This is a genomic window from Stenotrophomonas sp. LM091, from assembly GCF_001806305.1.
Lineage (GTDB): Bacteria > Pseudomonadota > Gammaproteobacteria > Xanthomonadales > Xanthomonadaceae > Stenotrophomonas > Stenotrophomonas bentonitica_A.
On the sequence record NZ_CP017483.1, the window covers coordinates 4,252,288 to 4,264,726 of the forward strand.

The 12,439-nt window shown below is 67.7% G+C and carries 10 protein-coding genes and 1 pseudogene; 7 read left to right on the forward strand and 4 right to left on the reverse strand.

Features of this window, described 5'->3' with window-relative positions; translation table 11 throughout:
- The first annotated feature begins 63 nt into the window (after window positions 1–63).
- The 5 genes and pseudogenes from BIZ42_RS18905 (at window position 64) to BIZ42_RS18925 (ending at window position 4,965) form a co-directional block, all read left to right on the forward strand.
- A complete protein-coding gene (locus BIZ42_RS18905) occupies window positions 64–2,025 on the forward strand; it encodes a DUF3857 domain-containing transglutaminase family protein (protein ID WP_070427357.1) in 1,962 nt (653 codons plus the stop codon).
- Between the two features lie 107 nt (window positions 2,026–2,132).
- Window positions 2,133–2,771: an outer membrane lipoprotein chaperone LolA gene (lolA, locus tag BIZ42_RS18910; RefSeq protein WP_070427358.1), complete on the forward strand. Its 639-nt coding sequence runs from the start codon at window positions 2,133–2,135 to the stop codon at window positions 2,769–2,771.
- A 127-nt stretch (window positions 2,772–2,898) separates the two neighbouring features.
- A pseudogene (locus BIZ42_RS18915) lies at window positions 2,899–4,199 on the forward strand (replication-associated recombination protein A).
- Window positions 4,199–4,597: a fluoride efflux transporter CrcB gene (crcB, locus tag BIZ42_RS18920; protein ID WP_070427359.1), complete on the forward strand. Its 399-nt coding sequence runs from the start codon at window positions 4,199–4,201 to the stop codon at window positions 4,595–4,597. Before BIZ42_RS18915 ends, crcB begins: the two are co-directional and overlap by 1 nt.
- A gap of 95 nt (window positions 4,598–4,692) precedes the next feature.
- On the forward strand, window positions 4,693–4,965 hold the full coding sequence (locus tag BIZ42_RS18925; protein WP_019184750.1) for a hypothetical protein: 273 nt from the start codon (window positions 4,693–4,695) through the stop codon (window positions 4,963–4,965).
- 75 nt (window positions 4,966–5,040) lie between these two features.
- Here the strand turns inward: BIZ42_RS18925 and BIZ42_RS18930 are convergent, their stop codons facing one another.
- On the reverse strand, window positions 5,041–5,943 hold the full coding sequence (locus BIZ42_RS18930; RefSeq protein WP_070427601.1) for a LysR substrate-binding domain-containing protein: 903 nt from the start codon (window positions 5,941–5,943) through the stop codon (window positions 5,041–5,043).
- Window positions 5,944–5,994: 51 nt separating this feature from the next.
- Entirely contained in the window at window positions 5,995–6,990 is a 996-nt protein-coding gene (locus BIZ42_RS18935; protein WP_070427360.1) for a YafY family protein, read from the reverse strand.
- A 114-nt stretch (window positions 6,991–7,104) separates the two neighbouring features.
- Here BIZ42_RS18935 and BIZ42_RS18940 point away from each other — a divergent pair, with 114 nt between their 5' ends.
- Together BIZ42_RS18940 and BIZ42_RS18945 are read left to right on the forward strand one after the other, a co-directional pair.
- On the forward strand, window positions 7,105–7,710 hold the full coding sequence (locus BIZ42_RS18940; RefSeq protein WP_070427361.1) for a glutathione S-transferase family protein: 606 nt from the start codon (window positions 7,105–7,107) through the stop codon (window positions 7,708–7,710).
- Window positions 7,711–7,821: 111 nt separating this feature from the next.
- A complete protein-coding gene (locus tag BIZ42_RS18945; RefSeq protein WP_070427362.1) occupies window positions 7,822–9,267 on the forward strand; it encodes an amidohydrolase family protein in 1,446 nt (481 codons plus the stop codon).
- A gap of 87 nt (window positions 9,268–9,354) precedes the next feature.
- Here BIZ42_RS18945 and BIZ42_RS18950 read toward each other — a convergent pair whose 3' ends face one another.
- On the reverse strand, window positions 9,355–11,517 hold the full coding sequence (locus BIZ42_RS18950; RefSeq protein ID WP_070427363.1) for a glycoside hydrolase: 2,163 nt from the start codon (window positions 11,515–11,517) through the stop codon (window positions 9,355–9,357).
- Between the two features lie 200 nt (window positions 11,518–11,717).
- On the reverse strand, window positions 11,718–12,320 hold the full coding sequence (locus BIZ42_RS18955; protein ID WP_070427364.1) for an NAD(P)H-dependent oxidoreductase: 603 nt from the start codon (window positions 12,318–12,320) through the stop codon (window positions 11,718–11,720).
- Window positions 12,321–12,439: the final 119 nt, after the last annotated feature.

A 12,439-nucleotide genomic window follows, 5' to 3' on the forward strand; every position in this document is an offset into this window, starting at 1 on the left:
CCGTCATTGATCGGCACCCGGCCGGCGACGTGCTCGCCGGCCGCTTCGCACAAGGAACCTGCAATGAAGCCGATGCGCTGGATGATGGTAGGTGCGCTGCTGATCGCGCCAGTGGTGTCGCAGGCCCAAGCCCAAGCCCAAGCTGCGCCCCCGGCTGCCGCACCGGTCGCGCCGGGTGGGCAGGGGGCGGGCACTGACGCGCAGGCCAGCAACAACTTCAGCTTCGTGCGTTATCGCGCCGACTACGTAGTGCGCCCCGATGCCGGCAACACCCAGACCGAAGAGTACGAGATCCTGCTCAAGACCAAATCGGCGGTCGAGCAGTTCAGCCAGGTGCGGCTGAGCTACAGCGAGAAAATGGAAACGCTGGAGGTGCTGCAGGCCTATACCCTGACCGCCGATGGCCAGCGCCGCGACGTGCCCGCCGACCGCATCTACACGCAGGAAAGCTACTCCAGCGCTGCCGCAGCGATGTATGCCGACCGCAAGGTGCGGGTGGTGGTGTTTCCGAACCTGGCGCCGGGCACGCGCGTGGTCTACCAGACCCGCCGGACCCAGAACACGCCGTACTTCCCCGGTTACTTCGGCCTGTGGGAAACCTTCAGCGTGTTCACGCCGTATGACGATGCGCGCGTGACCCTCACCGCCCCGGCCAGCCTGCCGATGCAGGTGGAGCAGCGGGGCGTGCGTGGCAGTGAGAGGCCCCGGATCCGCAATGGCCAGGCGCAGTGGGAGTGGACCTACCGCCGCAGTGAGCCGCTCAAGGCGCAGAACTGGTCCGCCGCCGCCTGGGAGTACAGCCCGGGCATCATGGCCAGCACGTATCGTGACTGGTCGCAGGTGGCACAGGCCTATCAGCTCAAGGGTGGCGAGGCGGCGGCGGTCACCCCGCAGATCCAGGCGCTGGCGGACCAGCTGACCCGTGGCATCACCGACCGGCGCGAGCAGGCCGCCGTGCTGTACCGCTGGGTCGCCCAGAACATCCGCTACGTGGCGGTCTACCTGGGCAACGGTGGGCTGGAGCCGAACCCGGCGCAGAGCATCCTCGACAATCACTACGGCGACTGCAAAGACCATGTGGTGATCCTGGAGGCGCTGTTGGCTGCACGGGGCATCCAGAGCACCCCGGTGCTGATCGGCGCCGGTGGCGGGCCGACCCTGCCGGCCATTCCGCTGCTGGGCCGCTTCAACCACGCGATCACCTATCTCCCCGAGTTCGACCTGTATCTGGACTCGACCACGTCCTATGCGCGCTTCGGCCAGCTTCCCGACGCTGATCTCGGCGCACCGGTGCTGCACACCCGCCAGGCCGTGGTGGCGCGCACCCCCGCCAACGATGCCAGCCGCAACGGCACCGGGCTGGAGGTTGATTTCCGCTTCGACGCGGCTGGCAACCTGGTCGGCCAGACCCTGCAGCAGCCCAGCGGCGTGGCCGAGATCGGCATGCGGGCCGCCTTCGCACGGCTCAACGCACAGAACCGGGCGCGGGCGGAAGAATCGATCATGGCCGCCTCCGGTTTCGATGGCAGTGGCGCGCTCACCCTGCTGGGGGATCCGCAGGACCTGACCCGTCCGTTCAACTTCCGCTACGACTTCCAGGCCAGCGACTACGTCGATTTCGCGGTTCTCGGCGGCATGGTGCTGCCCGATGCGCCGGGCGGTGAGTCGTTCCGTGACCTGTACGCCAGCACCTCGGCGCCGGACAACGCTACGCCGTTCTACTGCAACGACAGTCTGCGCGAGGAGCGCTATCGGCTCACCTTCCCGGCCAGCGTGCCGATCGTGGCGATTCCGCGCAGCCAGCAGTTCGACAATGCGGGTGGGCAGTACACGGTGGAGTGGACGCGCGAAGGGCAGGTGGTCACCGCGCGCCACCGGCTGCATCAACGCGCCGTGCGCGGGGCGGACGCGCTCTGTCAGCCGCAGGACTACGCGGCGTTCCGCGAGCTGTACCAGCAGGTCCGGCGCGGCTTCCGCGGGCAGGTGGTGTACGGCGATCTGAAGACGGTGCAGGCCGGGCCATGAGTACGCTCGGCACACCCGCTTCCAGCGCATAATGCGCCCCTGATCGCCCATTCAGGATTGAATGGGCACACTGCCTTCCATCCTTCCCATTCGCCTGGATACCTCGCATGCACACCACCTTCCGCCGCTCCCTGCTTGCTGCCACTCTGGTTGTCGCCAGTGTCGGGTCGGCGTCGGCCTGGGCCGGCGCCCGTGATGAGCTCAATCGCTTCACCCAGGGCCTGAAGGGGCTGGATGGCCAGTTCAGTCAGCAGGTGTACGACAGCAAGGGCAAGGTCAAGGAAACCACCAGTGGCCGTGTCGCGTTGTCCGCACCGCGCCTGTTCCGCTGGGAATACATCAAGCCGCACGAGCAGCTGATCGTGGCCGATGGCAAGAAGGTCTGGGTCTACGAGCCCGACCTGGAGCAGGCCAGCGTGCGCCCGCAGGGCCAGGAAGAGCAGAACAGCCCGCTGACCGCGCTGATCAATCCGGCCCTGCTGGACAAGCAATACGACGTCAGCGAAGAGGCGGCCGTGCGCGATGGCCTGCAGTGGCTGGCACTGAGCCCCAAGCGCGAAACCGATACCGCCTTCCAGTACGCCGCGCTGGGCTTCAATGCCCAGGGCCTGGCACGCATGGAAGTGGTGGACGCGGTCGGCCAGCGCACGGTGATCAGCTTCACCGGCTGGAAGCGCAACCCGGGCTTTGCCTCGGGCACCTTCAGCTTCACCCCGGCCAAGGGCGTGGACGTCATCGGCGAATGACGGTGTAGATGCCGGCCGGGCCGCTGGCCGGCATCTACCCTGCAATCCGCCGCGATACACTAGGCACGTGGCCAGAAACCGAACGACTTTCAATGGGCCCGATCTGCTGACCGTGGATCGGGACAACATGCGTCCGCTCGCCGAGCGGATGCGTCCGCAGACGCTGGATGAGATGGTGGGGCAGAAGCGCCTGCTCGCCCCGGGCAGCGCACTGCGCCGTGCGGTCGAGTCCGGCCATGTGCACTCGATGATCCTGTGGGGCCCCCGGGCTGCGGCAAGACCACGCTTTCGCTGCTGCTGGCGCACTACGCCGACGCCGAGTTCCGCGCGATCTCCGCCGTGCTGTCCGGTCTGCCCGAGGTACGCCAGGTATTGGCCGAGGCTGCACAGCGCTTCGCCGAAGGCCGGCGCACGGTGCTGTTCGTGGACGAGGTGCACCGCTTCAACAAAGCCCAGCAGGATGCGTTCCTGCCGCACATCGAGCGCGGCACCATCGTGTTCGTTGGCGCCACCACCGAAAATCCGTCCTTCGAACTGAACTCGGCGCTGCTCTCGCGCTGCCGCGTGCACGTGCTGGAGTCGGTCTCGCCAAGCGACATCGTCGAGGCGCTGGAGCGGGCGCTGCAGGACACCGGGCGCGGCCTGGGCGCGGAGCATCTGCAGGTCGCGCCCGAGGCGCTGCTGGAGATCGCGACCGCCGCCGATGGCGATGTGCGGCGCGGGCTGACCCTGCTGGAGATCGCGGCCGAACTGGCCAGCGGCGATGGCGGGCGGATCAGCCCGGAGATGCTGGTGCAGGTGCTGGCCGACCGCACCCGTCGCTTCGACAAGGGCGGCGAGCAGTTCTACGACCAGATTTCGGCACTGCACAAGTCCGTGCGCAGCTCCAACCCGGATGCCGCGCTGTACTGGCTGACCCGGATGCTCGACGGCGGCTGTGATCCGTCCTACCTGGCCCGGCGGCTGACCCGCATGGCCATCGAGGATATCGGCCTGGCCGATCCGCGGGCGCAGTCGATGGCGCTGGAGGCGTGGGATATCTATGAGCGCCTGGGCAGTCCGGAAGGCGAGCTCGCCTTCGCGCAGCTGGTCCTGTACCTGGCCAGCACCGCCAAATCGAACGCCGGGTATGCCGCGTTCAACAAGGCCAAGCAGGAAGTGCGCGAGACCGGCACCCAGGAGGTGCCGTTGCACCTGCGCAACGCGCCGACCAAGCTGATGAAAGAGCTGGGTTACGGCAAGACCTACCAGTACGACCATGATGCCGACGGCGGGATCGCGCTGGACCAGACCGGCTTCCCCGATGCGATGGGCGAACGCGTCTATTACGAGCCGGTGCCGCGCGGGCTGGAGATCAAGCTGAAGGAAAAGCTGGACCGCCTGCGTGCCGCGCGCGAACAGGCCCGTGCGGAGAAGGGCAGCGACTGATGGACGGCATCGGCGTCTGGTGGCAGCAGTTGGGCCTGGTGATGGCCGGCGGCGCACTGGGCGCCGCGCTGCGCTTCATGGTGGGCGATGCGATGCTGCGCCAGTTCGGCAATGGCTTTCCGTGGGGCACGCTGACGGTGAACCTGGCCGGTGCGTTCGTCGCCGGTTACGTGATGATCTGGCTGCAGAGTCGTGGCACGGCGGCGCTGTACTGGCGCGCGTTCCTGATCGTCGGGATCGTGGGCGGATTGACCACGTTCTCCTCGATGATGCTCGAATCGCTGGTGTTCACCCGCACCGATCGCAGCGTGATGGTGCCGCTGTACCTGGGCGTGAGCCTCGTCGGTGGGATGCTGCTGGTGTGGGCGGGCGCGCGTGTCGCAGAGTCGTGGCGCTGACGCTTGCGTCGCAAATGCAGAAATCCACGGAAAACGCTGGATTAAAGTGATGTCTCACGATATCGTGCGCGCCCCCGTTTGCATCCTCGTCCGTCATGCGCGATGAACAAGACCCCGGAACACTGGAACTGACGCTGCCGCGCAAGCGCGGCCGTCCGCCCACCTTCGGCTACGCGATGACCGATGCACAGCGCGCCGCCCGCTACCGGGCCCGCCGCGCCGGCCAGGCTGGCCACGCCGATGTGCGCAACTGCAGCGACATGGTGCTGCTGGACAAGATCCGCGCCTCGATCACCAGCAAGGACCCGGAACTGACCGGGTTCCTGGTGCACGTGCTCTGGCAGCGCTACCCGCTGCAGCTCAAGTAAGGACAGCCTGCCACTGGCGATACAGCCTGACGTCGTGGTCGATCCACTGGTGCGTGATCCGGATCGACTGCGTGCTCAGGCCGGCGTGACGTTCTTTCGGGCGCGCTCGTGGTTGAGGAGTTCGCCAAGGCGCATCGCCAGCATCTTGACCAGCGGGTCGGCAGTGGCGCGATGGAGCAGGGCGATCTCGAACGTATCGATCGGTGGCAGGCCTTGTTCGGCGCCCAGCACGGTGTGCTCGCGGCTCAAGGCACGCGCCGGCAGCAGGCTGATGCCCATGCCATCGGCCACCGCGCCCTGGATCCCGCTCAGACTGGAACTGGTGAAGCTGATCCGCCAGCGGCGCCCGAGCGCTTCGATCGCGTCGATGATGTCATCGCGGTAGAGTCCGCGCGGCGGAAAGGTGACCAGGGGCACCGGATCCAGGCCGATGCAGCCATTGCGGGCACTGTCGATCCAGACCATGGTCTCGGGCCAGCAGGCCACCGCGGCGCGGCTGTTGCGGCGCTGCTTGACCAGGATCAGGTCGAGTTCGCCATGATCGTAGCCGTGGGCCAGATCGCGGCTGAGGCCGCTGGTGACCTCCAGCTTCACCTGGGGATGTTCGCGGTTGAAGGCGCCGAGCAGCTGGGTGGTCGCGGCGCTGACAAAGTCCTCCGGTACGCCCAGCCGCACGGTGACGGCCACCGTGGTACCGGCCAGGGCCTCCAGCAGCTGATCGTTGAGCGCCAGCAGTTGGCGCGCGTGACCCAGGACGATCTCGCCGGCATCGGTGGGATGCACATCACGGTTGCCGCGCACCAGCAGCGGATGGCCGGCCATTTCCTCCAGCCGGCGGATCTTCTGGCTGATGGTGGATTGGGTGGAATGCAGGCGGGCGGCCGCCGTGGTAAAGCTGGCGCAATCGGCCACCATCACCATGGCGCGCAACAGGTCCAGGTCGAACAGGGCCCGATTCGGTTTTTCACTGGCAGTCATGGCGCCATTGTGAAGCGCAATGACCGCGGCCGCCATGGCCATCCCCGGTGGCTACACGTCCGCGGGCGTCGGCACGGCGTCGGCGACGCCTGGGGTCAGGCTGCGCGCCACCCGCTCGCCAGCGGCGCGTAGCCGGTCGATCAGTGCGGGTGGCCCCAGCACCTCGAACTCCAGGTCCATGGCCAGCAGCCAATAGATCACCGAGCCCATCGGGTTGGCGCCACAGCGCAGCAGGCAGCGCTGGTCATCCACACCCTCGAGTACCCCGGCCGACGCAGGGATGCGCTGGCGCAGGGTAGCCAGAGGTGCGTGCAGGATGATCCGCGCCTCATCGGGGTACTGCCCGAGCGAGAGCGAGCGCGCCACCCACTGGCGCAGGTCGCCGTCGCCGGGCCCGGCGCGGGGCGCGAAATGCGCGCCCACCACGGGCGTACTGGTGATCCGGTCGATGCGGAAGGTGCGCCAGTCGTCGCGTGCTGGGTCCCAGGCAACCAGATACCAGCGCCGATCAGTGTGCACCACGCCTTGTGGCTCCACCTGGCGAGAACTCGGCTGACCTGTGCGGTCGATGTACTCGAAGGCCAGTTGCAGTTGGTCGCGGCAGGCAGCGGCCAGGGCGGTCAGCCGACCGGCATCGACCAACGGTCCGATCTGATCGGTGGGCAGGATCGCTGAGCGCAGTGCCTCCAGCCGGGGCCGCAGGCGCGGTGGCATCGCCTGTTCAATCTTGACCAGCGCAGTGATCGCGGTCTGCTCGATCCCGCTGATGGTGCCGGTCACCGCGGTGCGCAGCGCGATCGCGGCCGCCAGTGCTTCATCGTCGTCCAGCAGCAGTGGTGGCAGGGCCCGGCCCGGACGGAACGCGTACCCTCCGGCGACACCGGTGCTGGCGTGGATGGGGTAGCCCAGCTGGCGCAGCCGGTCGATGTCGCGGCGGAGCGTGCGTGGGTGGATGCCCATGCGCTCGGCCAGCATGCCGCCGCCCCAATGCGGGCGCGATTGCAGCAGGGACAGCAGGCTCAGCAGGCGGGCGGAGGCGGTCAGCATCAGGAAAGCGTAGCAGCCATTGCGGGCGGGTTCTGTCCGCAAGGGTGGCTAGCCTTGGGGCCACGGTGCAGGACCGCTTCGGTCGCACCCCTGACCACCCTCAAGGAGTTCCAGATGTCCCTCGTCTTCTATTGGCACCCGATGTCCAGCGCGACCCCGATCGCCTGCGCCCTGGCCGAACTGGCCGTCCCTCATGAGCGGGTCAGGATCGACATCCGCGCCGGCGAGCAGCGCACGGCCGACTACCTGGCCATCAATCCCAACGGCAAGGTGCCGTGCCTGGTGGTGGATGGCACGCCGATGTTCGAAGCCCTGGCGATCCACCTGTGGCTGGGCGAGCACTACGGCGTGGCCAAGGGGCTCTGGCCGCAGGACGGCACGCCGGCGCGGCTGGAGGCGATGTCGTGGTGCACCTGGGCATATGTCACCTATGGCGCGGTGATCGGGCGTGTGTGGCTGGCCACCACGGACAATGCGCTGCGCCATGCCGACCATGCCGCAGCTGGCATCCGCGCGGCCAATGAATTGCTGGACGTGCTGGAGGCGCGCCTGTCGCAGCAGCCCTGGATGCTGGGTGAGGCCTACTCGCTGGTAGATCTCGTGGTGGGCAAGGTGGTCGGCTACGGGACCTTCGTGGGCGCTGCCGTGGACGCGCACCCGGCCGTGGCGGCGTGGCTGGCGCAGCTGCAGGGACGGCCGGCGATGCAGGGCGAGATGTGAAGCAGCATGCTCATCTGCAATGCGCATGACGCGCATTCCAAAATTTAACTGGTGAATGGACCGGGCCCGACCGTAAGGTGGCCCGGTTCTCCATTTTGCGGTGCACTGCCCATGTCCCTGCGTCTTGCCCTTCCGGTGCTGCTTGCACTGGCCCCTTCTGCATTCGCGGCCGAGCAGGCCGACCTGATGATCCGGCATGCGACCGTGGTCGATGTGGAGCATGCCTCCACCGTGCCGGACCAGACCGTCGTGGTACGCGGCCAGGACATCGTGGCGATGGGCAGTGATCGTGCGATGCGCAAGGCGTGGAAGGCCCGCGAGGAGGTCAACGGCAAGGGGCGCTATCTGATCCCGGGCCTGTGGGACATGCACGTGCATTTCGGGGGCGGCCCGGAGCTCATTGAGGAGAACAAGGCGCTGCTGCCGCTGTACATCGCCCATGGCATCACCAGCATCCGCGACGCCTCCGGCGATCTGCCCGACCAGGTGCTGCAGTGGCGCGGCGAGATCGCCAGCGGCCGGTTGGCCGGCCCGCAGCTGTTCACCTCGGGCGCCAAGATCGAAGGCATCAAGCCGGTCTGGAAGGGCACCATCGAAGTCGGCTCGCAGGCCGACCTGGGTGCGGCGTTCGTGCGCTTGAAGCGCGACCGCGTCGACTTCGTCAAGATTACCGACAGCACCCTGACCCCGGAATTGTTCCTGGCGGCCGTGCGCGGTGCACGCGCCAACGGTCTGCGTGCATCCGGGCATATTCCGATGGCACTGACCGTGCAGCAGGCGGTTGATGCGGGCATCAGCTCGATCGAACACCTGGACTACGCCTACAAGGCAGGCGTCAAGGATGAGGCCGCGATCGCCGCGGACTTCGGCGCCAAGCGCATCGATCGCGCGCAGGCCAACGCGCGCTTGGATGCGGGCTTCGACCGTGACACCGCCATGGCCGCCTATCGCGGTTTCGCGGCCAAGGGCGTGTTCGTGACGCCGACCCTCAATGGCGGGCGCATCCTGGACTTCCTGGACCAGGACGACCATCGCAACGATCCCTACCTGGCCTACATCGGCCCGAAGTTGCAGGCCACCTACGCCTGGCGCGTCGAGCGCGCGGCGAAGGCGACCCCGGCACAGATCGACGCCCGCCATCGCGAGTACCACCAGGTCGCCGCGGTGCTGCCGATGCTGCAGCAGGCCGGCGTGACGATCATGGCCGGTACCGATGCGGGCTTCCTCAACTCGTTCAACTATCCCGGTATCGGCCTGCATGACGAGCTGTCGCTGTTCGTCAAGGAAGGGCTGACCCCGGCGCAGGCCCTGTCCGCGGCCACGCGCGCGGGGCCGGCCTGGTTCGGCACCCTGGATCGTTACGGTGCGGTCGCGCCCGGCAAGGCGGCCGACCTGGTGTTGCTGGAACGCAATCCGCTGGAGGATATCGAGGCCACGCGCGGCATCCAGTACGTCGTGCTGCGCGGCCAGGGCTATGACCGCACGGCGCTGGATGCGCTGCTGACGCAGACCAGGGCGAAGGTCGCTGCGTGGAAGGCGGAAGCGGCGAAGGAGTGACGCCTTGGCGCGCTCACCCGAGTGGTGGGCGCGCCCGCGTCCGGGGGATACGGGTCCGCGGGCGCACAGCTCGGGTGTCGTGCCGGCCTACGGCCCCGCCGGCGAATTGAACTCCAGCGTACGGCCGTCGGCCAGGTGGCCGGTGGCGCTGCGCGCCGGAAGCGGACGGCCATCCACCTGTCGTGGTTGATCGGAGAAATTCGCCACGATCACGCTGCCATCGGCAAATGTGGTCTGCTGCACCTGCCCGGCGGCATCGCGCCAGCGGAAGTCGGTCAGCGCCTGGTCGAACAAGTGCTCATGCACGGGACGGAAGAACGCGTCCAGTTGGCGCAGGTAGGCGATCCGTGACGGGGCGGTCGCCACGCTGAGGTTGAGCAGGGGCGGTACGTTGTACAGCTGCTGCAGCAGCTCGGTGGTGCTGCGGCTCTCGCGGAACTTGAGGCTGTCCAGGGTCCAGTGATGGGTGCTGACCACGCTGTCGTGGAAGGCTGCCTGCAGCAAGGGCAGGCGACGGGCCGGGTTGAAGTAGAGCTGCTGGTAGCGGGGCTTGAGCCGGCTCTGCTTGAAGAAGAAGGCCGGCTGGTGCTCCGGCGCCCATGCCCCGAGGTAGTACGGCGAGTCGCGCTCGCGGCGCATCTGCGGGTCGCGCCAGCCAAACCCGGCGGTCTGCGCGCCGTGTGCGAAGACGATATGCCGGTTGACCACGGCCGAGCCTACTTCCGAGCCGACCACCAGTGCCTGGGTGTCGGCCAGCCAGGCGAGGGCCGCGTTGCGGTTGGCCGCATCCTGCGCCTGCGGGGTGGGCTTGGCCGGGTCGCTGTCATCGAACAGCATGCCGGTCGCTGCGACATCCATGAACCAGCTGTTGTAGGGCGTGGTGGCGCGCAGGTCCCGCACCCGACGTTCCATCAATGGCCGGATACAGGCTGCGTTGGTATACACCCCGCTGCCCTGGAACCCTTTGATCCGCTGGCCATCGGGTTTCATGATTCCGCAGCGCTCGAACGCGTCCTGCCCAAGCTGGGCTGACAGCCAGGACGGATTGTCGTTGCCGTCGGGCAGGGCGGTGTCATAGGAATCGTACGGCGCCACCAGGTAGCCCGCTTGTACGCCTGCTTCCACGCCACCCGGGCTCGCCCAGCCCGCCGTCCAGTCCGGCAGCCCCAGCCACAGCCGAGGCAGGCCCGCGGCCTGCAGGGCGCGGATCATCCGCGGCGACGCGCTGTCGCCCCGCAACGCCTCGGGCTGCAGCGCCGTGCCCAGGGTGGCATCCAGCTGGTGCCGGCGCTGCTGCATGGCCTGGGCGGTGTCACCGGGAAACTGTTCCGCCAGCGCGGCATTGATCGCGGCCACCAACACCTGTTGCACATAGGGGCCGCTGTGTGCGGCCGCCAACGCCTCCAACGCCTCGTCATCCTTCTGGATCCACGCGCGTGGCAGCAGCGCCTTCAGCGTCGCCCAGTCGCGCACGTCCTGTTCCACCAGCAGGCGGTCACCCCACAGATACAGGTGGCTGGCACCGATCAGCTTCTCACCGTCCGGCAACGCGGCGAGTTTGTCCTTCAGCGGCACGAAGCCGCCCTGCGCCTGCAGCCACGCCCGGTAGCGTTTGGCCGGCGCCAGCCAATCCGGCGCATCCAGGCTGACGATGACGGTATACGGCTCAGACACGTTGAGCGCATTGAAATGGTGCTCGGCGGCGACCGCGACGCCTGGCCCATCGGCGCTGAAGTGAACGGTGTTGTTGAACGGTGTCGCGAACAGGATTGACAGCACGCGATCCGGCCACGCCAGGCCGATCACGGGGAGGGTAAGGTCTTCGGTGGTGTTGATCTCGCCGTAGGCATCAAGCAGTTCATCCCGCCAAACGGTGTCATCGGCGGGAAGGTAGTAGCCCTCGTGCAACGGCAGCAGCAGGGCGTGCGGACCGGCGGGCAGTCGCGGCCAGTGCACGCTGCCCTCGGTGGTCCGGTTGAAGTGCATCTGCAGCGTATCGCCGACCAGCTCGGCCCGTACCTGCGTTGCATCGCCCCATCGCCATCGACCGGTAGCGGCGGTCTGCTTCAGCGCCGACACCGTGCCGGCGCCGCCCGCCGAAGAGATGCGGGTAGTGGTGCCGTCGGCCTGGGTGGCGGTCACCGCCAGCGTTGCAGGATCGATCTCGACGCGCCACGCCGGGTTGGTCAAGGTCAGGGCGTGGCTTTGCGTTGTGGGCAGCAACAGCAACAGAACAAGGAAGTACTTCATGCAGGGTCCGGGCGAAGGTGGCGTGCGGGGCGAGGCGGTTGCCGGAGAGTAAAGCGCCGGCGGTCGCCGGCGCCTGCTGCACGTCACAGTTGATGCGCGGGGTGCTGTCGCGATTCATGAAGCGTGCGGCGCATCATGCTCGTGTCGGTACTTCAGCCTCGTCGCATCGCGTGCTCTCTTCTCCGCTCACTGCTCACCGCTCACCGCGCTGCCGTCGCTGCCGTTGCGATCCGCTCGCCCAGCGCGAACGCACTGTGCAGGTGGGCCTGAGCATCACCGGTGTCGGTCTCCAGCAGCAGGGTGGACGAGAGCACCGGCGCGCCGCAGTAATCGAAGATGCCGGTGTCGATCTGGGTCTTCATAGCCTCGGTGTAGCCGCGCTTGTGCCAGGTGCGCGCATCGGCGCCCCCCAGGCCGACCAGATGGACGGACAGGTGCCCCAGTTTCTTGAGCACGCCCTGGCCGCTGCTGTCGTCATAGGCCCAGCCGCCCGTGAAGACGCGGTCGATCCAGCCCTTCATCAGCGCCGGCATGCTCCACCAGTAAACGGGAAACACCAGCACGAGTGCGTCGGCGCGGTCCAGGCGGGCCTGTTCGGCCAGTACATCGGCCGGGAACGCGCTCAGGCGGTGGTGGCCGTTTAGGTCGTGCCGGGTGTAGCGGGGGTCGAAGCCCTCGGCATGGAGGTCGGCCAGTTCCACGGTCGCGCCGCGGGCGGTGGATAGGCCGTCCGCGATGCGGCGGGCGACGGCCTGGGTCAGGGCGTCGGGATGGGGGTGGGAGGTGACGATCAGGGTGTGCATGGGCGTCCAAGGGGAGGAGGTTGTATACTTTCGGTAAGTTACGAACTGTAAGTTACGATTGGTATATAGCGATGTCAAGCCCGCTCGACTCTGCCGTTCCGGTGGCGCCTCGCCGCCGC

Bases quoted from the DNA above. Each gene is read 5' to 3' on its own strand.
- BIZ42_RS18905 (WP_070427357.1), top strand. From the start codon at position 64: ATGAAGCCGATGCGCTGGATGATGGTAGGTGCGCTGCTGATCGCGCCA.
- lolA (WP_070427358.1), top strand. From the start codon at position 2,133: ATGCACACCACCTTCCGCCGCTCCCTGCTTGCTGCCACTCTGGTTGTC.
- crcB (WP_070427359.1), top strand. From the start codon at position 4,199: ATGGACGGCATCGGCGTCTGGTGGCAGCAGTTGGGCCTGGTGATGGCC.
- BIZ42_RS18925 (WP_019184750.1), top strand. From the start codon at position 4,693: ATGCGCGATGAACAAGACCCCGGAACACTGGAACTGACGCTGCCGCGC.
- BIZ42_RS18930 (WP_070427601.1), bottom strand. From the start codon at position 5,943: ATGACTGCCAGTGAAAAACCGAATCGGGCCCTGTTCGACCTGGACCTG.
- BIZ42_RS18935 (WP_070427360.1), bottom strand. From the start codon at position 6,990: ATGCTGACCGCCTCCGCCCGCCTGCTGAGCCTGCTGTCCCTGCTGCAA.
- BIZ42_RS18940 (WP_070427361.1), top strand. From the start codon at position 7,105: ATGTCCCTCGTCTTCTATTGGCACCCGATGTCCAGCGCGACCCCGATC.
- BIZ42_RS18945 (WP_070427362.1), top strand. From the start codon at position 7,822: ATGTCCCTGCGTCTTGCCCTTCCGGTGCTGCTTGCACTGGCCCCTTCT.
- BIZ42_RS18950 (WP_070427363.1), bottom strand. From the start codon at position 11,517: ATGAAGTACTTCCTTGTTCTGTTGCTGTTGCTGCCCACAACGCAAAGC.
- BIZ42_RS18955 (WP_070427364.1), bottom strand. From the start codon at position 12,320: ATGCACACCCTGATCGTCACCTCCCACCCCCATCCCGACGCCCTGACC.